Consider the following 22405-nt stretch of genomic DNA (forward strand, 5'->3'; position numbering starts at 1 on the left):
GAATTTAGAATTTAGAATTAAAAATTCTAGCAGCAGAATGTAGGGTGCGTGATAAGGCGGGCTTGCCCTCATTTTCCATTTTGTAGCCAGTATTAGGATCGCCTGCCCTGTAACGCACCACCAAGTAGAATGCGCGAATTAAGAATTGATAATTGAGAATTGAAAATCGGGAATTGGTAACTTCCGATTAGTAGTCAATATATAGTAAGCATTCAGCCATGATGCCTGAGCTTTTCGCTAACGCTAAGCTAACACTGGGAGGTAACTCAGATTAAATGAATGCTTACCTGTTGTCTTGATCCCAAGCGCGAGCGAGTGGGGAGGAACTGCATCAAGACAGCCTGGGCGTAGCCCATGAGCTGAATGATTACAAGATAATGGAGATAACTTTATGAAACGTTTCAAGTGGCTCAGTATCTTTCACTATATTTGGGGCGGCATTTATTTCTTCTTTGGATTGTTGCCATTTAGTATTTATTTCGATTTTTCGAGATATATAATCCAGATGCGTCCTTCATTATGTATGAATGAACCTTTCCGAGGAGATGCATGTGATAGTTGGATAATTTTATTCACTATCGCCATGCATATATTTCTACTTGGGTTTGGAATTGTTAATATAATGGCAGGATTATTCTATCAGCGAGCCAAGCCAAATACTGCTAACTGGATTGCGGCATGTGTGAATCTGTTGAGTTTACCAATTGGTACAGCCCTAGGAATATATAGTCTGTTGAGACTAAATAATTATTTAAAGGAATTACAGGAATCTAAAAACTAAAAATTGAATAAGCTGTGTCTTGATGCAGTCGCTTATGGGGAGGGGCTGCATCAAGACAAGGTCGTTTAAATGCGCGACAGCTTATTTTAAGGTAGCCTAAAACAAGCACAATTACTCCCCATCTCCCCATCTCCCCATCTCCCCATCTCCCCACCCTTCCCTCTCTTGCCCTACTCCCTACTCCCTACTCCCTACTCCCTACTCCCTAAAACCTAAGACGAAGTAGCTAATCCAATTGATCAATGGGATAAACAATTATCACAGCGATCGCATTTAAAGCCAACGGCTTCTTGAGTAAAACCAAATGCCTTTAGTAAAAATTGCCAACGACACTGGCGAGTTTTCAGGTATTGATTCATCTGAGACTGGGCTTGCTGTTGGATAGTACTAACCTGTCCTAGGGACGGAGATTTTCTAGACCGGTGTTGCCGGTAATGGAATGGATCAATCCATTCTAGTTGACCAGCACTGTCGAGGAGTGCTAAGGCTATGGCACCATTGGGAAACTCTTTGGCTACTTTGGCTACTTCTCCCTGGGCTGGTAATTGCTTTGCTAACTGTTGAGCTTGTTGGTATTGCGATCGCATTTGATGGGCAAAAAACTCTTGTCGTTGCTTATCCTCTGGATTGAACCATCCTGTTGGTTCACTGACTAAGGTCAAAGCATCTGCTGGTTTACCATCCCTGCCGCCACGACCTACTTCCTGAATATATTCCGATAAGAGTAAAGGTGCTTGGAAATGCACGACCCAGCGTACATCTGGCTTATTAATCCCCATGCCAAAGGCACAGGTACATACCACAAATTGGGTCTGACCACTAATCCAGCTAGCTTCAATTTTCCGACGTTCCTGAGCACCCAAGCCAGCGTGGTATGCTGCGGTGGAATACCCCAAGGAAGTAAACCATTGCGCTAACACTTCACTATCTTTTCGGGAACGGACATAGACTAACCCAGCTTGTTTAGGTCTGGCTTTAATATAGTTCAATACTCGTGTTTCGCGTCCTTTGGGAGTCCAGACGGTTTGGACCTGGAGGTTAAGATTCTCTCGATAGGGGCTAATTAAAAATGTTTGGGGTTGTCGCAGTTGCAAGACTTTGCGGATGGTTTGTTGAGCCTTGGGGTCAGCGGTAGCAGTAAAGGATGCGATCGCAATTTTTGTTCCCTTGGGCTTACACTTGAGCAGTGCTGGTCTCACTGCTCCCAAACGGCGATAAGCAGGTCTAAAGGTATCACCCCATTGAACCAAACAATGGGCTTCATCTAAAATCAATCCATTAATCTGAACCTGTGGCTGACACAACCGTTTCCACACTGGTTCACTGAGTAGAGTTTCTGGGGATAAGTAGAGCAATCGCAGTTGCTGCTTTTCTAGAGCTTTAAGAGTTTGTTGCCGTTGGTAGCGAGGTAATTCACTATGTAACAGAGCAGCAGGTAATTTGCGATCGCGCAATTCCTGCACCTGATTTTCCATCAATGCTACCAGTGGAGAAATCACTAATGTTAATCCAGTTTGTAGTAACGCTGGTAGTTGAAAACAAATCGACTTACCACCACCAGTAGGCAAAACAATTAAAGCATCCCGTTGTTCTAAAATCATCCGAATAATTTCACCTTGGGGAGGTCTAAAATCCTCGTAGCCCCAAAATCGTTTCAAGGCTGCACGAACATCATCCCATTGATGATTACTGGCTTGATTACTATTAGTAGTCTTGCTAGTATTATTGTTGCTAGTAGTCTTGCTAGTATTTTTAACAATCATCCTGCTTTTCTTCCGTTGATTCCTTTTAATTTTATAGAAATGCTGAACGGTTATACACTAGAATATCAACGGATTTTGCTAGGATGATTACTGAAACGATGTCCGTGAGATTCCCTAGAAAAGACATTGACTAACCACTCCACCTAGTAAACTGCTAAAACCATGAGATTCATTAGTCCCAAAACTGACTTTGGTTTCAATAAAATCTTTGGCTCAGATGAAAGTAAGGATATTCTGATTTCCTTGTCTTGATGCAGTCGCTCATGGGGGAAACCCCCAAGACCGCGCTGCATCGCTCCTCAATGCCATGATCTACTCCGGCGATTCGGTCATCCAGGATTTAGAAATCCTTGACCCCTATAGTGCCGGGGATGTAGTGGAGTTACAAGACACTTATGTGGATGTTTATCTCGATGTTAAGGCAGTATTAGAGGATCGAACAACTGTGCTGATTGAAATGCAAATCTGGAATGTAGAGGCTTTCAAGAAGCGAGTCGTGTATAACTTGTGCAAAACCTATGGTAATCAACTAAAATCGGGACAAGGATATTTCGATATCAATCCAGTCATTGCTTTAACTATCACCGATTTTAAACTATTCCCATCAACACAGAAAGTAATTAGCTGTTTTTGCTTGAAAGAAGAAGAAGAGCGCTTCGCTTATCAGGAAAATGAATTAGCAATGGTGTTTGTGGAACTTCCCAAATTCACTAAGCAGCTGGAAGAGTTAGAAAGTGTGATAGATAAGTGGATATATTTTATCAAAGAAGCTCCCAGTTTAGAAATTATTCCTGACAATCTCAGGGAAATACCACAGTTATAAAAAGCGTTAACTATAGCCAATCAAGCGGGGTTGAGTGTGTCAGAATTGGAAAAAATCCGCAAGCAGGAGATGGTCTTGGAGGACACGCGAGGTGCATTGAGTCTAGCTCAACGGGAAGGAATAGAACAGGGAATAATACAGGGAATAGAACAGGGAATAATACAGGGAATAGAACAGGGAATAATACAGGGACGAGTACAAGGGGAAAGAAGGGTAATATTGCGACAGCTTGAGCGCCGTGTCTTGATGCAGTCGCTCATGGGGGGGACCCCCAAGACCGCGCTGCATCGCTTTTGGCAAACTAACCAGTAATATCATGGCATTAATCGAAGCTTTGACGAATCAAGAGCTAGAGCGTTTATCAGAAGCCATCTGGGATTTTCAGACCAGTGAAGACTTACTCAACTGGCTCCAACAGAACTTTAACTAGAATCAAGGGCTTTATCATAGCTTGACTCCATAAACAAGATCCAGGTGCGATCAATTTTTTAGTTCAGATTCCCTAAACTATCTGAGATAGTGTTAACTTTGAACAATTTGCCTTGGCCTACGATAATATTTGTAAATACTTAGCAGAAGAATACCCATCGGAGTTTTTTCATTGGCTATTGGGTGAAGAACCTAGAGATATTCAGGTACTTAAAGCGGAATTAAGTGCTGAACCAATTCAAGCTGATGCTCTGAGTCTACTGCAAAGCACTAACCAAATTCTGCATCTAGAATTTCAAACCCTACCCCAATCCGAGCCACCATTACCATTTCGGATGTTAGACTACTGGGTCAGACTACAACGTAAATACCGATGTCGGATTGACCAGGTCGTGATTTTCCTAAAATCGACGACCTCAGATCTGGTATTTACTAACGAGTTTAGGGATACTAACACCTGGCATAGTTATAGAGTAATTCGCTTGTGGGAACAAGACCCATTACCACTATTGGCCAATCGAGCTCTGTTACCCTTGGCCACTCTAGCTAGGAGTAATAACCCTAATCAATTGTTACAGCAAGTGGTTGCGGAAGTGGATAACATTGAAGAAAAACCATTACGGGGAAACCTAGCGGCCTGTGTGGATGTGCTGGCTGGTTTACGGTTTGAGAAAGAGTTAGTCCGTCGATTATTGAGGGAGGAAGTTATGGAAGAATCAGTCACCTATCAAGATATTATCCAAAAGGGAGTCCAAAAGGGACTCCAGCAGGGACTCCAGCAGGGACTCCAGCAGGGAATCGACCGAGGAAAGCAGGAGGAAGCGGTATTAATTGTGATGCGTCAACTAACCCTGAGGTTAGGTTTACTTGACCCTGTGCTCGAACAGCAGATTGAGGGATTATCCATTACTCGATTGGAGGAATTGAGTGAAGCGTTGTTGGATTTTAAGACCGCAACGGATTTAGCGGTTTGGTTGGAGCACGGCTGACATTGAACTGTTAGTGTTCACCGCTAGGATTGTTGGTGGAAATATGATTTTGAAAAGACCTGATTAGATCAGGTCTTTTTTAGATATTAGCGATATCTAACTACTTTTAATAATGAAAGATTTAAGGTCTTTGAGTTTTTTCATACTTCTAAATAAATGCCAAATGTGACTTTGATTGTTATTTTTGTTCAGGTAGTCTTCAGCTACTTTTATGATGTTTTTTACCAACTCTGGTAACTGATTATTTTTGTATAAATTAAAATCTTTTTCACTTGTTTCATTGGCCAAATATTTTTTTGGTATTTTTGTAAAAACCAGATGTAAAATGAAGAGCTTACCGTGCTTAAATAAAGCGTCTGCTATTTGACTATTATCCTTGACTTGCTCATTTTTGATAATCGATTCAACCTCTCGCTTTATCTCAATCTGTCTATATAATTGTAGTGCGTTTACATGAGAGTTAAATAATTTCGTATATGGAGGTTTCGAGGGATCAGACCAAAGTTTACTGAGTTCTTGTTTGGCTGTCATCACTAAATCGATATGGGAGTTAGCACAAGCTAAAGCTACAGTGGCTTCATCTAACTCGTAATTTTTATCATTTCTCTCAATTGTTTCCGCTGTGCGCTTGTAGTGATATTTTTTACCAAGAGTTTTGAACTCTCTATACAGCCTTTCTTGTTGAGGATCTAAGGCGACAAAATCTCGGTTTTCTACTTTATTTTGGGTGTTTGTTGCCCGAGTTACTTTTTCTCCAAAATCCTCTTGGCATTTTTCTAAAGAAATAAATCGAATGGATATTTCTGCATCCTCAAGTTTTTCTATTATCTCCGGGGATGAATCTTCATATAAAGCTCCGATACAACCTATGGTTTGAGCCCCATTGACAATACTAATTCCTTTAGCTTGAAACTCTCCAAATTTTCTATTTTTGTTGACTCCAACTTGAGATATTTCTTGACACAAAACCGTGATACCATTATTAAAGTACCAGAAGAGTTCTGGGTCATTCTCTAAGGTTTTTACCATTTCCTCATTAACATCACTATTCCCCAGAAATTCTCGGATATTTTGAGCAAACAGTCGGTTTTTATTCTCCACCCACCATTTGCCCACATCGACCGCATTAATCTGCCCGTAGAATGCCTGATAAGGCTCGGCTATCATTCCCCAGTTTTCCAGATAAAATTTAACATCTATGTTTTTTGGGTTGTTCTGGTCGTGGAGGGCTTGCAATGCCTTTTTCAGGTTAAACTCTTCAAGAGAAGCTATATTGCTTATATCATTAAGGTCTTGAATTAGATCTTCAAGAACCTCACGACTCTTATTAGATAATTTTGAGCTGGTATGAGTAATGACAACTTTGATTTTAAGTCCCGGACTGTTTAAAGCTGAGTTAATTTATTGTTCTTTATATTCAAATTTATGATTAAATCTTTCAGAGCGTTTACTGTAATTTAATAGATCGAATATTCCATCTTTAAAAGTTCGCATTTCTGCGGCTTTCGGGGTATTTTTACCGTTTTGTATCCACTTAGACTGAACTAACCAAAGGGTATTTTGTTTTTTCTGAAACAGGAGAGCATCAATGCCATTGTCGTCATACCCATCAACAACAGCTTGGGCGGCTTGGCTAGGACGAGCATCAGCTAAAATATGGAGGGAATAAGCTGCCAAGGCTCGACTTTTGAAAGCTAACTGTTTTTCATTTTCTTTTTTCGTTTCATAATCTGACATATCTATTATTACTTCAGGTTCACCAAAAAGCCTTTTCAAGTCAGCTTCTAATTGGTTGATATGAAATGTAGATGATTGATTGTTCATGATTTATTATGTTTAACATCCGAAAATCATAAATTATGCACTCCTGGTCGCTTCCTATCCTCACTCAGTTTATCATACTATCACAGTAAAGGTTTCCGCTAATCTCACACTTAAAGAAGTTTATAGGTATTAAATTACCAAATCTTTATTGATAAGGGAAAAGCTTGATACATTAGAATTGCTCAATAGGAATGCCGATTCAAACCACAGGAGTGATAACATGGCAGGAAAGCAAATCTTAATGCTTGTAGGTGACTTTGTAGAAGACTACGAAGTGATGGTTCCCTTCCAAGGGTTGCAGATGGTAGGACATACCGTTGATGCTGTCTGTCCTGACAAAAAAGCTGGGGACATTGTTCGCACAGCGGTTCATGACTTTGAAGGAGACCAGACTTACACGGAGAAGCCTGGTCACAACTTCACCCTCAATGCCACCTTTGATGGGATCAATCCTGAAGATTATGACGCCCTAGTGATTCCAGGGGGGCGAGCACCAGAATACATCCGCCTCAATCAAGATGTGATCAAAATCGTGCAGCACTTTGCCCAAGCGAACAAACCAATCGCAGCCATTTGTCATGGTGCTCAATTGTTGGCAGCAGCAGATGTAATCCAAGGTAAAAAATGTTCCGCTTATCCAGCCTGTGGTCCCGATGTTACCCGTGCTGGTGGAAGCTATGCTGATATCCCAGTAGATCAAGCAATAGTAGACGGTAATTTAGTAACAGCTCCCGCTTGGCCTGCTCATCCCCAGTGGCTAGCAGAATTCCTCAAAGTTTTAGGTACTCGCATCGAGCATTGATAGCACTTTTCAATGGGGTAAGGTATAAATTCCTGGATTTTAGGGAGTAGGGAGCAGGGAGTAGGGAGCAAGCAGGGAGCAACTTTGAGATCAGTGCTGAACTATACTTTGAGATCAGACAGTATCTACAGAATTAGCAGCATTGGTGACCAGTAAATAAAATAGCGATCGCAAACTCATCTGCGATCGCACCAAATACAACTCTAGCTTTTTTTAATTTTGTGAGGTACAGAGTTTAGGGTTTTAGGGAACAGGGAACAGGGAACAGGGAATAGTAACCCAACCCTAACCCCTCCCAGGAGGGGAAGAGAGGGAACAGGGCAAAAATTATTTGTACCTCATTAGGATAAAAACCGCTAGAATGCAATTCTCGTTATGGTTGCCACATCCAGTTCCTATAGCAGTCCAAGTAAGCGATGCAGCGCGGTCTTGGGAAGGCAGCGCGGTCTTGGGGGTCTCCCCCATGAGCGACTGCCGTGGTTTCCCCCATGAGCGACTGCATCAAGACAAGGTTAAGACATATTTCTGTTCCCTGTTCCCTGTTTCCTGTTCCCTGTTCCCTTGAAACCAAAAACTATGTCCTAAACTATACTTATGTTGTTAATATTGCGGTACTGATGAATCAATTTCCTGACTCCAGGCGGTAATACCCCCTTTAACATTAATCCCTTCAATACCAGCCTCTTTCAAAATCCCCAAGGCTTTCGCTGAGCGACCTCCCTTTTTACAATGGGCAATCAAGCGATGACCATTAACCAGCTCCTTGACTTTTTCTACACCAGAACCCTGTTCAATATCCGGTAATGGCACTAGAACTGAGCCAGAAATCTTAGCAATGTCATACTCATGGGGATTGCGGACATCAATCAAAACAAAATCATCCGCACCACTTTCCATGAGTTCCTTGAGCTCCTGGACATTCATCTCTTTGATATCCATCTGGCGTTTGGCTTCCTCTTCTTTAGCTTGGGGAATGCCACAGAATTGTTGATAGTCAATCAACTTCTCAATCACCGGTCGTTCTGGATTGAGTCCCAGTTTCAATTCCCGGAAAGTCATATTCAAAGAGTTGTACAGCAACAAACGTCCACTGAGGGTATCCCCCTGGCCTAAAATAATTTTGACCGTTTCCGTTGCTTGGATCACGCCAATAATTCCTGGCAGAATGCCCAAAACCCCTCCTTCGGCACAGGAAGGTACCATTCCTGGTGGTGGGGGCTCAGGGAACAAGTCGCGGTAGTTGGGACCACCTTCGTAATTAAAGACTGTCGCCTGTCCCTCAAACCGGAAAATAGAGCCATAGACGTTTGGCTTATTCAGAAGTACACACGCATCATTGACTAGGTAACGGGTGGGAAAGTTGTCCGTACCATCGACGATAATGTCATAGGGTGCCATGATTTCCAAGGCATTCTCGGAATTCAGCAGGGTTTCGTAGAGGTCTACCTGACAGTGAGGGTTGATTTCTAGAATCCGCTCTTTGGCCGACTGAATTTTGGGTTTACCTACCCACGACGTCCCGTGAATTACCTGACGCTGGAGATTAGAACTATCTACAACATCGAAATCTACTAGACCTAGGTTTCCAATTCCAGCAGCAGCAAGATAGAGCAATAGGGGTGAACCTAATCCACCACTACCTACACATAGGACACTGGCAGCTTTGAGGCGTTTTTGTCCATCTAACCCAACTTCGGGCAAAATCAGGTGTCGGGAGTAACGTTCGTATTCGTCTTTACTTAATTGGATTTCATCTAGATTGGGATTTAACATGGCATGTTGGGTTTGAAGCGGTAAGACTCAGGACTTAACCTTTGATAATGATAGTTTCTTCTGGCTGGAACTGGTGGTGTTCATCCAGGCTCCAACTTCTGAAGTCACACGCTTTACCTTCCTCAACGGCAACAATAATATACGAGTATTGCTGCCATGCGATCGCACGATCAAATTCTGAAGGTACCGCTGGGTGATCCGGATGAGAGTGATAGATCCCGATTATATCGAGATTGCGATCGCGTGCGTCTTTTTGTGCCCGCAGTAGCACCTCAGGAGCAATGCTGAATCGGCGCTGTCTGCTATAATCTCCCTGAGGTTTGCCCTCAACCGTAGCATAGGCATCAGCTGCTTCACTATCCCAGTTGTTCGGTGTGGGTAATACTTCAAGCAGCGTTTTCACCTCACCCCGGTGCTTACCCAATAGTAAACCGCAGCACTCTTCTGGATAGGTGCTTTCTGCGTGGTTTTCAATTGCCAGTTGATGCTGAGTGTCCAGTGTTAAGCCCATACCGATTTAACCATCACCCTTGAAGTAATTATTTTTTTGTTGAAAGTTGAGTCTATAGTACCGTCAACTGTCAACTCTTAAGCAAAAATTATCAATTCTAAAATTATCAACTATAATATCACTTGTAATAGGTAAGATATTGTCGGGTGTAATACTTATTAGTTTTCGGTGTTGGTCAAATTTAAATTAACCAGTCTCAAGTCACCAGTCTCAATCGTAACTTTTCAACTAACAAGTCCTTAATAACCAGGGTTTGATATGACTCCTAACCGCACTAGAATAGCAAACAACGAAGAGTATCGATTTTTTTTTCAGGAGAATGCCGCCAATATTTTCAAACACCATGACCGGGAAGTAATAGACTGCTTGCAACGTCGTAAAATTCCGATTAGCAACATTATCCCATTGGAGCAGGTTTACAATATATCTGTCAAAATTGTTAAAAATATTCCCTTTAAGTCAGTAAAAAACTTAGCCTTACAACAAATGGAGGCAGTAGGGGAATTTCTGCAATATTTTCAAATAAGCATCCTCGGTCAACCCACGAGTATCTTCCAACTCCATGAGATTCAAATTAAAATAGATAAAATTTTTACCCCTGCCTTAACCTATGAGGGTGGAAAACTACTAATCTCTATTCCCGACTCGTCCTTACCGTTTCAGTCCCGTTACCTTACCGATCAGGAGCTGAAAAATCAATGGAATAAGGGGAATCATCTCTCCAAAAAGTCTCTGTCTCGTAAAGCATGGTGGTTATTAAATCCAATCGGAGAATTTCGGACTAACCTCAGAACAGTGCTATGGCAAGCTGCCCAAAAGCAAATTTTAGGTATTGACAAACTATTACTTAAGTTTGGCTTAATTGATAGATCTGATAGCAGTGAGCAAAGCAGTGCTCAACCTAGCTTACTGTTCAACCAGAATCCGCCACCACAAGATCAGGGGGTCAGACAGAATCCGCCAACACAAAATCAGGGGTTCAGAGAAGGTGCGATCGCATTGATCAAAAACTCTGTGAATGAAGACAAGCTGGGAATAGACTTAGAAGTAGTACTTAAGGATCAAGATGAGGCTACATTAGGGAAGCTGCTGGGATTATTTAGGCAAAACTTGGCAGACGCCGGTCAAATGGAAGAACTTATTGAAGCTGGTGCTTTAACCCTACAACAAGCCGTTTTTCATGAACAATCTGAAATTGATATTAAGATGTTTGGGTTTGTGAATGTCGGGAATTATCATCGCATTGATGTGTCGCTGAATATAAGTGCTGGTTACTTGAAAAAATATGTTGAATTGATTCCCAGAAAGGCTGTTATAAAAGCAATTCAATTCGGATTTGTAAACGTATATACTATAGATGATATTACAGTAAATCCCAGCTTTCATGGAGCAATAAAGCTCTATTGGGAAACCGCTGCTCTGGAAAAATCACTGCAAGAATTAAGTCTAGTTAACCTATCAGAGCAGTCAAGTTAGTAAACGTAAGCGGTCAGCGGTCAGCGGTCAGCGGTCAGCGGTCAGCTATCATCCAGACGTAACTCACATTAAACAAATGGTTAGCTGTTTTATTCAAAAGCTTTTCGCGCAGCGTGCGCGTAGCGCAATCGGTAGTTTTAAATAAAATAAGCTGACGGCTGATAGCTGACGGCTGAATGCTTACTTAAACACTCAAAAGTCATGAATCCCTTGTTAATTGACAATTGGCTAGTAACCATTGACAATTAACAAGCAATTTTCTGCTTGCAATTATGGCCACTAGCAATCAATTGGAGTCGTTACTCCTACAACTCGATGATCGCAGCTACAAATCCTACAGAGATATCAAGGGCAGCTATCAGTTTCCAGATTTCACTCTAGTCATTGACAGGGTTCAGGGAGACCCCTTTGCCTCTCCTAGCCAAGTGCGCGTGTACTTACCCCAGTCAGTGGCTGGTTTCCCCAGTGAGCTGTATCGCACTGACAGCCGAGCTATTGCCCTAGAAGATTATCTCACTCGCTCATTTGATTGGGTAGCTGGGGAAATGAGCTGTCGGCGGGGTACCGGAAATAGTGGCTTGATTGCTATTACCCGTGTCGGACAATCCGTGCTGGAGCGCACCTCGGCTTTGGTGAGTGATGAAGGAGTAGAAATCCGGTTTGTCGTAGGATTACCAGCCCGTGGTCGTCGGATTTCTGGGCGTCAGGCCGCAGAAATGCTATGCCAAGATATCCCTGATATTATTGACCAATCCATCAAGTATGAAGTCCTCGATCCAGCTGCCATTAAGCATCATGTAGAAACAGTGGAAGATGCAGATTGGCTGCGTCAACAGCTGGGAACCCGTGAATTAGTTGCTTTTATTCCTAACGGTGCCATTTTGCCACGCTCCAGTGGGGTGGATGACAAACCATTGCAAGAGAATGCGATCGCATTTCAATCTCCCAAGACACTTGAAGTAGCATTCACTTGTCCCAATCGAGGATTAATTACCGGTATGGGAATCCCAGAAGGGATCACCTTGATTGTAGGAGGTGGCTATCATGGCAAATCCACAGTGCTCAAAGCCATTGAATTAGGCGTTTACAATCATATTCCTGGAGATGGACGGGAATTAGTAGTCACCAATCCCACCGCTGTCAAGATTCGGGCTGAAGATGGTCGGGGGATTGCTGGTGTAGATATTTCCCCATTTATTAATCAATTACCTCACGGTCGCTCCACTGAAAAATTTTCCACCACCAATGCCAGTGGTAGCACCTCCCAGGCCGCAAATATTATGGAAGCACTGGAGGCCGGTACCGAGTTACTGTTGGTAGACGAAGACACAGCAGCAACTAACTTTATGATTCGCGATCGCCGTATGCAGGAGCTGATTGCTAAAGATAAAGAACCGATTACACCATTTATTGATAAAGTAAAACAGCTCTATAGCGAGTATAGTGTCTCTACTATATTAGTCATGGGAGGCAGTGGAGATTACTTTGATGTAGCCGATACCGTCATTGCCATGGACAACTTCCAACCCCAGGATGTCACCGAAAAGGCTCAGTTAATTGCCGAAAAATACTTTACCGAACGCACCGCTGAAGGCGGGAAACACTTTGGTAGTATTACCCCACGAGTACCATTAGCCGATGGGATTGACCCCAGTCGTGGACGCAAAGCCGTAAAATTAAAAGTCCGAGATGTAGATGAAGTAGGGTTTGGCGCAGAAAATATTGATTTATCTGCTGTTGAGCAGATTGTAGAAGTAGGTCAGTTAAGAGGGATTTCCAGGGCTCTTGTTTATGCTAAAGAGAAGTATATCGATGAACGGTTGACCCTATCCGAAATTTTGAATCTGGTGATGAAAGATATTGAAGAACAAGGATTGGATGTACTAACGTTCTTGCCTGAAGGGGATTTAGTCCAATTCCGCCGCTTGGAATTAGCAGCAGCGCTGAATCGATTGCGGACCCTGTCAGTACTTTGAGGATAATTCCACTTAACAGTGCTTTTAAAATTAGCAATTACTAAGTCTTAGTATGATGAAAATAGAAGACTATTTTGATTTTATTGCTCCTGATGATATTCGTATCAAAGGAACGCGAGTGGGCATTGAGAATGTGCTGTATGAGTACATTTATCGTAATCGTACTCCCGAAGAAATTCTTAACTGTTTTTACACCATTACCTTAGAACAAGTTTATGCCACAATTCTTTATTACTTAAACAACAAAGAAGTTGTCAGCCAATATATTTCTGACTGGCTGGAATGGAGTCATCAGCAACAAAAAGCTCAAGAACTCAACCCTCCTTCAGGCATAGTTAGATTACGAAAATTAAAAGCGGAACAAGAAGCGAAGAATAAAGCCTATGAGTCTGAATTATCTGCTGGATGAAAATGTAAATCCAGTCTATCAGATTCAACTACGTCGGCAAGCACCTGATTTAGTTGTCAGAGCTGTTGGAGATCCAGCCACTCCACCAAAAGGTACACAAGACCCAGAAATTATATGCTGGTGTGAGGAATATGATTTTGTATTGGTAACCAATAACCGCAAGTCAATGCCTGTAAACTTAGCAGATCACCTAACTGAAGGTAGACATGTACCAGGAATTTTTATTCTAAGTCCAAAATTGAATATCGGTGAAACTATTCAACAGCTAATCTTTATAGCTGAGGCATCATTTGAAAATGAATACCAAGACCAAATTATTCATTTGACAATGATATAAACTGATTACATAGCGTTAGTTGATTAAGGTAAGGTTTTGCACCCCTAGCCCCCCAACATTCATGGAAAATCACAGTACCATAGCTTAACGGCAATCATCCCATCATGCCCATAGGTCAAACCTTACCCTTACCAGACATCCAACTGTCTTACCTAGAAGACAACCAAGGCTAAACCCCCTTGTTACTCTGACATGGCTTAGGGGATCATGCCCTAGTTGAGTCGAGTCTCGGTAATTATATCTTTTTTTTTGCATAGGATTGCATAGGAAAACCTATTTAAAACTGCTAGTTTAGAAAAAAGAGTTGAGGAAAAAGCCATTACCGAGTATATAAGTCCCAAAGAAGCAGCACGACGCTTGGGTGTGAGTATAGACTCCTTGAGGCGGTGGGAAGCTGCAGGCAAGATTCAGGCAATCAGGACACCATCCGGCCAGAGGAGATTCGACATAAACTCCTACGTACCAGGGGCTAAGCCTAAGCGCAAGACAAAGCCCAGCTCAAAAAAAGACAGAGCAGATCAAGAACCGAGCCTTGAAGAAGGGATTCTACGCCAGATAGCAAAGGGAATAGTCCAGTACGCCCAGCAAATGGAAAAGTCGAGATTGTACCCTTATCCATCTGATCTGCAGCTGGGAGTAGAAAAGTTACAAGCTCTTTGTGTGAAGCAAAATAAAACCCAACCTCAAGGAATTCCAGACTTTGTCACTAACTGGGCGCAGCTTGCTATCAAGGATTGGACTATTAAAATTAACTGCCCAGAAGACTGGAAGCATGTTCGATTTATAGAAGACCAACAGCCTAGCGGATTTTGCCTTGAGTTAGACGGGTCATATATAAATCCATTGGAACGAATTCAAAAGGAGCAGATGAACGAAGTTTTTCATAAATCAGCACAAGACCCAAATTTATATGTAGCGTTTCGCCGTTTCCTGGTCACCAATCCTGTGATCACAAAAGGAGACTTCGATGTTCAACGATTTATAAAACTTAAGCCATTGCAACAAGTCTTAGGAAATTGCTATGAAGAAGCTCCACCATCGTATAAAAAAGAAGGAAAATTTTATTGCTGTGGTCACTGTGGCGGATTAATGCATCGTACCAAGGACAATCAATTAAAGTGTGAGAATAAACATTGCGCTAAACAAAATAAAGAATCAATTCCGTTTAAGTTCTATAGCAATGACCAAGTTTTATGGCTAAAAAAGGGTCTCCGATATTTTATTCACCGTCCTGGATGTCCAGAAATAAGACTAGAAAAGCAAATTAAAAAGTTAGAGCTAGAGGTTAAGCTCTATCCTGAACGTGATAAATATGACCTGCATATTGTCTTTCCTGATCAGACCATCTGGGCAGTTGATGTTAAGTTTTGGGAATCGGCCTATAACTTAGCCAAAAATCTTAAGGAGCCTATCCCTAAACTGTACAAAGAGCCATACAATCAAGCATTTTTTGTATTTCCTGATGAAATTAGAGAATACGGAGACGAGTATATTCAAGAATTTATCAATCATTGTCCAGTTAAATTAAACATCAACAAGTCTCAAGTAATGTTTGAAGGAGAGTTTATGAACGCTGTTGAAGAAAAACTAAAACTTTGCCAACAATGAGAAATACAACTAACTGGCGAAATCCTCTAATCAAAGCAGGATTAGACAAAAAAATATGTGATATAGAATTGGGACTATTTTTATTAAACTCTCTACTTCCCAATGCCCCTGCCACTAGTCTCTGGGTATTACTGACCGGTTATCCTTTCTGTACCCCAGAATTTGAAAACTGGGATGAGTCCCAGCATAACATGTATGCCTCTGGGCGTCATTTGCTCAAAAATTACCTAGGAAAAGAGCTGTGGTTAGAAGCACTTAAGTATTATCGTTCTATGCCAGTAGACCAACGAGGATATAAAATTGATTCTCTAGAAAATTTTACACGAAACGAGAATCTAACCACTGCAAATTTGAGATTTGACAAGGTATATGATAAGACCTTACTATCTCCTATCCCATTTTTAGAAAGAGGTAAACTAAAATGGGCTGAAGCTGGCAAAAACTATAACTGTAAAGTCCACGGAATCATAGAAACAATTACAATCCCTGATACACTGGTAAAATCTGCACCAAGAGGTCATGATTTAACGGGTAAGTCCCAACGAGAAGCGATAACTGTAACTTGGAAAGAGTTGGAAAAAACCGCAGCATGGATGGATAGACAAAGTAAGAAGCGGGAACTCAAAACACAGTGGAAAGAACGGATAAAAAACGCCAAGCTACAGGTATTTGGTGATGACGATTGTTTAGTTCCAGTGGAATCCCTTACGATAAATCAAATGATGCATCTAGTCGGGATGGTATCATCAGGCAAATCTAACTTAATGAAAGTCCTAGCTGTATGGGCAGCTAGAAACAAATTACATATTACCTTAATAGTAGCAGATGTCCTCCAAATATTTGAATTGGTGAAGACTTTTGCTGATGTAGGAATTACCGATGTCGCTCCAATTTTAGGTAATTCCAACCGAAAGAGTCATATTGAGCGATTGCGTCAAGCTGTTTATAATAACAATCCTGACGAACCATGGAATCAAGACCATCCTGCTTTTAAATGGCTCAGTAACACTTGCTTATTGAGTTCAGAGGTTAAACCGGAAATGTCAAAACCCTTTGACATAGGAGAACAACCGTGCATGGATCTAGAACTGACGAATCAAGTAGCATCCACAGATATAGAAAATAATCAAGCAGATGGGAAACAGTCAACTTCATCCCAATTCAAAGCAGCTTGTCCTGTTTATAGTGCATGCTCTTATCATCAAAAAGAACGTGACTTAGTAACCGCTTCCATTTGGATTGGTACACCAGGAAGTTTAATTTACAGCCGAGTCCCACAACATATAAACAGAGAAAGTTTACTGTATTATGAGTTGGTTTGGAGGCGTAGCGACTTAGTTATTATCGATGAAGTAGACCAATTTCAAGCTTATTTAGATAAAGCCTTTAGCCCTGACCAAACATTACGCCGACCAAAAAGGGATGCTTGGTTAGATACCATTTCACACAAGGTTGAAGCTGAACTAGGACGTCAAAATTCTCAACCACTTACAAAAAAAATTGTTAATGACTGGTGGTCTGATTGCCAACAATGTAAACGAGTAACAGACAAAATTTATGGTATGTTGGGAGGAGAGTATCAGGAATTATATCAATGGCGAAATAACAAAAAATATTTCACAGATTGGTTGCTCTTACGGGAAGTAGCTACTGAGTTAGCTGGAACGGCAAATGCCGACACTTTTATGGATAATATATTTAAGCCCTATCTAAAAAATTTATCTTATAATCATGATTACCTTTTTACACTAACTCATCAAGTTATTGAAGGTAGTGGCAAGGAAGAAGCTCTTGGTAAGTGGATTGAGACACAAGCCAAAAATAATAATATTACGTTAGACTCCGACAAGATTAAACCAATAGCCATAAAGTTAGAGTTTGCCTTATTGGTTTGTGTTCTCCAAAAAAAGCTTCATTTTATGATGACCTACTGGAGACAGGTACAAGACATCCTTAAGCTCAAAGCAGAAGATTCAATGTGGTTTCAAGCCCCACCAGCCGACTATACCCCAATAATCCCCGCCATGCCAATGGGAAATCAGTTAGCATTCCAGTACCACAAATCTTATCAAGAAAAATTAGGAAGTCTCAGATTTTTCCGTTGCACAGGTGTTGGTCGTTGGTTACTTCTACACTTTAATGATTTATTCCCTAGCGACACCATAGCAAGTCCCCACATATTATTGATGTCAGGAACCAGTTGGGCAGGTAAATCCCCGGCATACCATGTTGATATACCAGTAACCGGAGTCCTATCACCAAATACTAATCAGGAGTTTTCAATCACGTCAACATTTTTACCGTTATACGATAACGATAATAAACCAATTTTTGTATCAGGAACAGGGGATAAAAAACAGGATAACTTAGATAAACTTGTTAGCAAATTAGTCAACGACAACTATCTTGAAGACCAACTAACAAAGCTTAAGGGGCGAAAACTATTGTTGGTAGTCAATAGCTATGAACAGGTAAAAGTAGTTCACAAGTCTTTAATGCGTCTCAACTGGGGAAATCGAGTTATCGCTTTAACAAGAGATGATCATAAATCTGAGTCTCTAAATCATGAAATAGAAAATAAAAATCATCATACCTTGCAACGAGGGCGAGTATTTGAGTTCGCTCACCAACCTGACAAAGACATTTTAATAGCACCCCTAAAAGCCATAGAGCGTGGTCACAATATTGTTGATGAGAATGGCATGGCAGCCATTGGGGCAGCTTACTTTTTGGTTCTACCCCACCCAAGTCCCGATGATATCAGCTATGCCATTCACTCCATTAACCGTTGGGCAATTGAAAACTATAAAACAGTCACAGGAGACAATCTTGAAGATTTAGGTACTACATTTAGAGAAAAAGCCTATGATGAATGGGTGCAGTTGCTACACCTACCATTAAGACTAAAAAACCTCGATCCAAACAACTTAAGGGCGATTCATTGGGATATTGCCGTTTCACTGTGGCAGGTGGTCGGTCGTCTGATTCGTGGTGGTAGTAACGCTGAATTATTTTGGTGCGATGCCAAATTTGCGCAAAAAGCTGCACAGATGGACGAGGAAGAAAAAGATACCCCTTCAACCAGCATCCTGGTTGGTATCCGAGATTTGCTAAAGCCCTATTTTGAAGAGTCATGTGAAGACTCAGGGGAGCAAATTAACAAGATTGATCAGCAAATAGTTCAGGCACTTTATGGCCCATTCTATCATGCGATCGCAAACACTAAAAATCTTTTTTGATATTAATACTGTAACCCTATCAAAACTAATTTAAATTATGGGAAGAACTGAATACAACACAATCCGCCTGGGTGCTTTCCGAGTAAAAGAGCAACATCAGTTACCTGCACAACAATTTTATGCACTTAAGTTTCCAGAACTAGCTAAAGATTTAATCAAAAGTCTTGTGGCACAAAGAGACAGCCGTCTCAACAAACCAGTAAGGATTCCGATATCATCCCTCAATGCTGCTCTGAGGGTAATCATCCCTGCTTTGATTTACATTGATAAAATTTGGGAGGAATTTTGGTTATACAGTCGAGGGGAAATTCCCATAAATCAATTATTAGTTATTTTATCTCATTGGTTAGATACTGAGTTTCCTGATCAAAACCCCAACAGACGTAAAAATGGGATAACCTTTGAGCAACGACAAGCGGTAATGGAGGTGTTGTGTAACAATTTACAATGGGAATCGGTGACTCTAGAAACGGACTCCTGGCAAACATTTCCGAACGGAACCGCCAATATTACTGAAAACAGCAATAGTTTTATCCTCTTACCTGACATTATAGCAACAGAACTAAGCAAGCCCGGCGTAACGTTCAAATTGGATGATAAAACAATTCAGTTTTATCGCTGTTCACCAATGACACGACCAGGAGCTGAGTTGATATCTTGGCCTCCGGAGTCATACAGATACAAACAACGTATTTACTATTACTCAATAGCTTTACAATTGACAGTACAAACTGTTCCGTTTCAGCCATATCCTCAACTGCAATGTGATCTGATTACACGTCGGTGGTGTAGTCTAGAGAAGACTGGTTTACTATCAGAGGGACAAGCTAGTTCTGTATATATTCGTACTCAAGTTAAATGGGGCAAGGCAATAAATCCTGATGGCGATACCGAATACTTTCAAGTCGCTCCGATGGTATGGAAAGGAGAGGCTACGTGGGCTAATAATTTAGCTAAGTTGTTAGCTGAGGTTAATCCTCTACCTTACACTCCAAAACAAATATTAGCGAATCCGGTACAAGCTCTGAATATTGATGATAGTCCTAACATTTGTATCACTTACAAAGATGGAATGAATCCAAAACATAAGGTAGGTAAAGGATTTCCACCAAATGACTATCGTCAATTAATGGAACAAATTGCACTATTGTTAAAAGATAATTGGGAGAGCATAAACTATCAGCGATTTAAGTATAACATAAATTCCAAAGTATCCGCTGAACCATTTGACTTACCTAAGCCAGATGGAATATCTTGGACTATTGCTAATTCAAAAAAACTAAAAAACTATGAAAAAGAAGCTAAAAGACTCCCTAAAGCCATAGGTAACTGTATTGGTAAAGAGCTAACCATTGAGATTTGGTATATTCACGAGTCAACACTAGATGCACTTAGAAAAGCAGTATGCTATTGCCTGGGATTGACAATATCAACAGAAAATACTGATAACTTCTCAGATATAACTCATCACTTCCCAGATATAGATTTGACCCTCACTATACGCTCCCAACCAATAGGTAAATTAGCAGAACCTTTACCTTTATCTACAGATAATAATAAAACAATTTCCCAAAAACGAAAAGATGCTATCAAAATCTGCATGGGTGAAATAGCAGAAACAATTAAGGACATGCCGCCTACAACAGGAAAAGTCGGAGTATTCGTTGAACTGTATGATGAAAACCATTGGAAGTCTAAATGGACAGACCCCAAAGCAGCTATCCGCTTAGGTTTTGCCCAAGAAAAAATTGATAGAGTATCACAATTTATTGCTCCCAACCATGAGGAATTTAACAATACAACTCAACAATTACAAAACCAACTAGTACAGAAAGCGATAAGTTCTGTTTTAGATCTACTGCGCTCTTTGGGAGTACAGATAACTCCGCCACGGATAGTTATCCCATCAGTAACACTTCCCGACCCAATTACTTATGTTGCTTTATGGTTAGTTAGCCGCACTGGTAAAACTAGCGCTCATGGGAAACAACAACTGATACCATGTATGGTCAAAATGCGTTCCGATTCCCAAAGCATTGAAGCCACTTTTAATGGTTTATCTAAATGGTTACCCTACGATGAAGCGTTGGTTAAACTAAATAAATTAGGGAAATCGATAACAGGTGATGACAAACAAAAATCCTCAGAAATTAAACGATTTATAAGAGGAATGCTACAACGCAAAGAATTAAGAGGTAAAGATACACTACTACTGTGTGATGCTCAAAATTTACGAAGGTATTGGAAATGGTTACAAGATAGCGAAATATCTCAAGAAGGCTTAGTGTTCGGGCTAGAGTCTCCTCAATTAATACCAAACCTTCGGGTCGTTCGAGTCCGTGAAGATGAAGAAAGCCCAAACTGGTATGCTCTCCATGATACAGACAAACAGAAGGTCAAATTGTTTTATGATTTGGTAGACTTGGAAAAATTAGCTACATCGACCTATGGACTCTTTGATACCAAAAGCAATGACCGGATATTTCTCAGCATTGGTGAAAAAGCTTCTACAATGTCAAAGATAAGCCATGATTCCAGTAAGTTTAAAAAACCTAAAGAAAACTGGACACATCCACAAATAGTTGAATTAACAGTCGCTTGTATACAACCAGGAGATAAGCCGGAGCATTGGGCAATAGTGACACACGAATTACGTCAGATGGCATTGCAATACAACTCTCCCCTTGCTCGCCCAATTGTTCTTCACTTAGCAGCACAGATGCCAGATTATGTTTTGATGGTGGATGAAGAATCTTCGGAAGAGGAAACTTAATGCCCATACGTCAAACCTTAGACTTACCAGACATCCAACTGTCTTACCTAGAATGGAACCAAGGCCAAACTCCCTTGTTACTCTTACATGGATTAGCAGACCATAGCCTAGTGTGGTCTAGTCTCGGGGATTACCTTGGTTCAAAGTATCATATCGTTGCTCCAGATCTGCGCGGTCATGGGGAAAGTAGCAAGCCGGATCAAGGCTATACTTTTGATGATCACATTGCCGATTTAGAAGCGTTAATGAATCACCTAGGATGGTCTAGTGCTCATATCCTCGGTCACTCCTGGACTGGTAAATTAGTTCCGATTTGGGCTAAGCAAAATCCATCCCGATTCCGCAGCCTAATTTTGGTGGATCCCTTTTTCATGGGGAAAATTCCGATGTGGTTTAAAGTTCTGTTTCCCCTACTCTTCCGTGTGTTGCCTTTTGTCAAAGCTATGGGACCCTTTGTCAGTTATGAGCAAGCGGAAGCACAAGCTAAACAATTAAAACAATACCGGGGTTGGAGTCCCTTTCAGCAACAAGTATTTAAAGCCAGCATTGAACCTAAAGTTGATAGCAGTTGGGGCAGTAAATTTGTGGTTCAGGCCAGAAATGAGATTTTTGAAGACGTGATGCGCGTAGCAGGACTAACGGAAATTATTGAAATTCCTACAGTATTGATAGTACCAGAAAAAGGTCTTAATCGTGCCGATGGGCAACTAAAACCCTATAAAACTTATTTAAAAAATTTAACTATCCGTCAAGTGCCTGGCAATCATTGGCCATTTTTAGTAGAACCGGAAGAGTTTAATCGGGCTGTAGAGCTGTTTTTGGAAGAGCAACAGCAAAAGCCATCTGAGCTTGAGTAATCACTGGTTACTCTGATGTTTCAGAATTAGACCAT

At 41.1% G+C, this 22405-nt stretch carries 18 protein-coding genes and 1 pseudogene; 12 read left to right on the forward strand and 7 right to left on the reverse strand.

The window, feature by feature from the left end; translation table 11 throughout:
- The first annotated feature begins 391 nt into the window (after window positions 1-391).
- Window positions 392-781 (forward strand): hypothetical protein, encoded by a 390-nt coding sequence (locus BJP34_RS05570; RefSeq protein WP_083305019.1) that lies wholly within the window; start codon window positions 392-394, stop codon window positions 779-781.
- On the opposite strand, the gene BJP34_RS42510 is transcribed toward BJP34_RS05570, so the two are convergent.
- On the reverse strand, window positions 771-935 hold the full coding sequence (locus BJP34_RS42510) for a hypothetical protein (protein ID WP_158517032.1): 165 nt from the start codon (window positions 933-935) through the stop codon (window positions 771-773). The two genes, BJP34_RS05570 and BJP34_RS42510, sit on opposite strands and share 11 nt — an antisense overlap.
- Window positions 936-1020: 85 nt before the next feature.
- A complete protein-coding gene (locus BJP34_RS05575) occupies window positions 1021-2544 on the reverse strand; it encodes a RecQ family ATP-dependent DNA helicase (protein ID WP_083305020.1) in 1524 nt (507 codons plus the stop codon).
- 162 nt (window positions 2545-2706) lie between these two features.
- Between BJP34_RS05575 and BJP34_RS50310 the strand changes: the two are divergent.
- A pseudogene (locus BJP34_RS50310) lies at window positions 2707-3797 on the forward strand (Rpn family recombination-promoting nuclease/putative transposase).
- A gap of 112 nt (window positions 3798-3909) precedes the next feature.
- A complete protein-coding gene (locus BJP34_RS05585) occupies window positions 3910-4785 on the forward strand; it encodes an Rpn family recombination-promoting nuclease/putative transposase (RefSeq protein WP_070391487.1) in 876 nt (291 codons plus the stop codon).
- 96 nt (window positions 4786-4881) lie between these two features.
- Here BJP34_RS05585 and BJP34_RS05590 read toward each other — a convergent pair whose 3' ends face one another.
- On the reverse strand, window positions 4882-6021 hold the full coding sequence (locus BJP34_RS05590; RefSeq protein ID WP_070391488.1) for an AIPR family protein: 1140 nt from the start codon (window positions 6019-6021) through the stop codon (window positions 4882-4884).
- A 165-nt stretch (window positions 6022-6186) separates the two neighbouring features.
- Window positions 6187-6609: a hypothetical protein gene (locus BJP34_RS05595; RefSeq protein WP_070391489.1), complete on the reverse strand. Its 423-nt coding sequence runs from the start codon at window positions 6607-6609 to the stop codon at window positions 6187-6189.
- 220 nt (window positions 6610-6829) lie between these two features.
- On the opposite strand from BJP34_RS05595, the gene BJP34_RS05600 reads away from it, so the two are divergent.
- Window positions 6830-7411 (forward strand): DJ-1/PfpI family protein, encoded by a 582-nt coding sequence (locus BJP34_RS05600; RefSeq protein ID WP_070391490.1) that lies wholly within the window; start codon window positions 6830-6832, stop codon window positions 7409-7411.
- A gap of 373 nt (window positions 7412-7784) precedes the next feature.
- Here the strand turns inward: BJP34_RS05600 and BJP34_RS48440 are convergent, their stop codons facing one another.
- The 3 genes from BJP34_RS48440 to BJP34_RS05610 form a co-directional block, all read right to left on the reverse strand.
- Window positions 7785-7913: a hypothetical protein gene (locus BJP34_RS48440; RefSeq protein WP_267876493.1), complete on the reverse strand. Its 129-nt coding sequence runs from the start codon at window positions 7911-7913 to the stop codon at window positions 7785-7787.
- A 98-nt stretch (window positions 7914-8011) separates the two neighbouring features.
- Window positions 8012-9184: a molybdopterin-synthase adenylyltransferase MoeB gene (gene moeB / locus BJP34_RS05605; protein ID WP_070391491.1), complete on the reverse strand. Its 1173-nt coding sequence runs from the start codon at window positions 9182-9184 to the stop codon at window positions 8012-8014.
- A 34-nt stretch (window positions 9185-9218) separates the two neighbouring features.
- Window positions 9219-9695 carry a Mov34/MPN/PAD-1 family protein gene (locus BJP34_RS05610; protein WP_070391492.1) on the reverse strand — a complete coding sequence of 159 codons (477 nt, stop codon included), beginning with the start codon at window positions 9693-9695 and terminating at the stop codon, window positions 9219-9221.
- Window positions 9696-9953: 258 nt separating this feature from the next.
- Here BJP34_RS05610 and BJP34_RS05615 point away from each other — a divergent pair, with 258 nt between their 5' ends.
- The 8 genes from BJP34_RS05615 (at window position 9954) to BJP34_RS05650 (ending at window position 22370) form a co-directional block, all read left to right on the forward strand.
- Window positions 9954-11171 carry a hypothetical protein gene (locus BJP34_RS05615; RefSeq protein WP_070391493.1) on the forward strand — a complete coding sequence of 406 codons (1218 nt, stop codon included), beginning with the start codon at window positions 9954-9956 and terminating at the stop codon, window positions 11169-11171.
- A 272-nt stretch (window positions 11172-11443) separates the two neighbouring features.
- On the forward strand, window positions 11444-13147 hold the full coding sequence (locus BJP34_RS05620) for an ABC-ATPase domain-containing protein (RefSeq protein ID WP_070391494.1): 1704 nt from the start codon (window positions 11444-11446) through the stop codon (window positions 13145-13147).
- 55 nt (window positions 13148-13202) lie between these two features.
- Window positions 13203-13556 carry a DUF433 domain-containing protein gene (locus BJP34_RS05625; protein WP_070391495.1) on the forward strand — a complete coding sequence of 118 codons (354 nt, stop codon included), beginning with the start codon at window positions 13203-13205 and terminating at the stop codon, window positions 13554-13556.
- A complete protein-coding gene (locus BJP34_RS05630; RefSeq protein ID WP_070391496.1) occupies window positions 13531-13893 on the forward strand; it encodes a DUF5615 family PIN-like protein in 363 nt (120 codons plus the stop codon). The genes BJP34_RS05625 and BJP34_RS05630 overlap by 26 nt, the downstream gene beginning before the upstream one ends.
- A gap of 330 nt (window positions 13894-14223) precedes the next feature.
- Window positions 14224-15501 carry a MerR family DNA-binding transcriptional regulator gene (locus BJP34_RS05635; protein ID WP_083305022.1) on the forward strand — a complete coding sequence of 426 codons (1278 nt, stop codon included), beginning with the start codon at window positions 14224-14226 and terminating at the stop codon, window positions 15499-15501.
- Window positions 15498-18740 carry a hypothetical protein gene (locus tag BJP34_RS05640; protein WP_070391497.1) on the forward strand — a complete coding sequence of 1081 codons (3243 nt, stop codon included), beginning with the start codon at window positions 15498-15500 and terminating at the stop codon, window positions 18738-18740. Before BJP34_RS05635 ends, BJP34_RS05640 begins: the two co-directional genes overlap by 4 nt.
- 37 nt (window positions 18741-18777) lie before the next feature.
- Window positions 18778-21513 (forward strand): RNaseH domain-containing protein, encoded by a 2736-nt coding sequence (locus BJP34_RS05645; protein ID WP_070391498.1) that lies wholly within the window; start codon window positions 18778-18780, stop codon window positions 21511-21513.
- Window positions 21513-22370, forward strand: coding sequence for an alpha/beta fold hydrolase (locus tag BJP34_RS05650; protein WP_070391499.1), 858 nt, complete (start codon window positions 21513-21515; stop codon window positions 22368-22370). The genes BJP34_RS05645 and BJP34_RS05650 overlap by 1 nt, the downstream gene beginning before the upstream one ends.
- Window positions 22371-22405: the final 35 nt, after the last annotated feature.

This window comes from Moorena producens PAL-8-15-08-1 (assembly GCF_001767235.1).
Taxonomy (GTDB): Bacteria; Cyanobacteriota; Cyanobacteriia; order Cyanobacteriales; family Coleofasciculaceae; genus Moorena; species Moorena producens_A.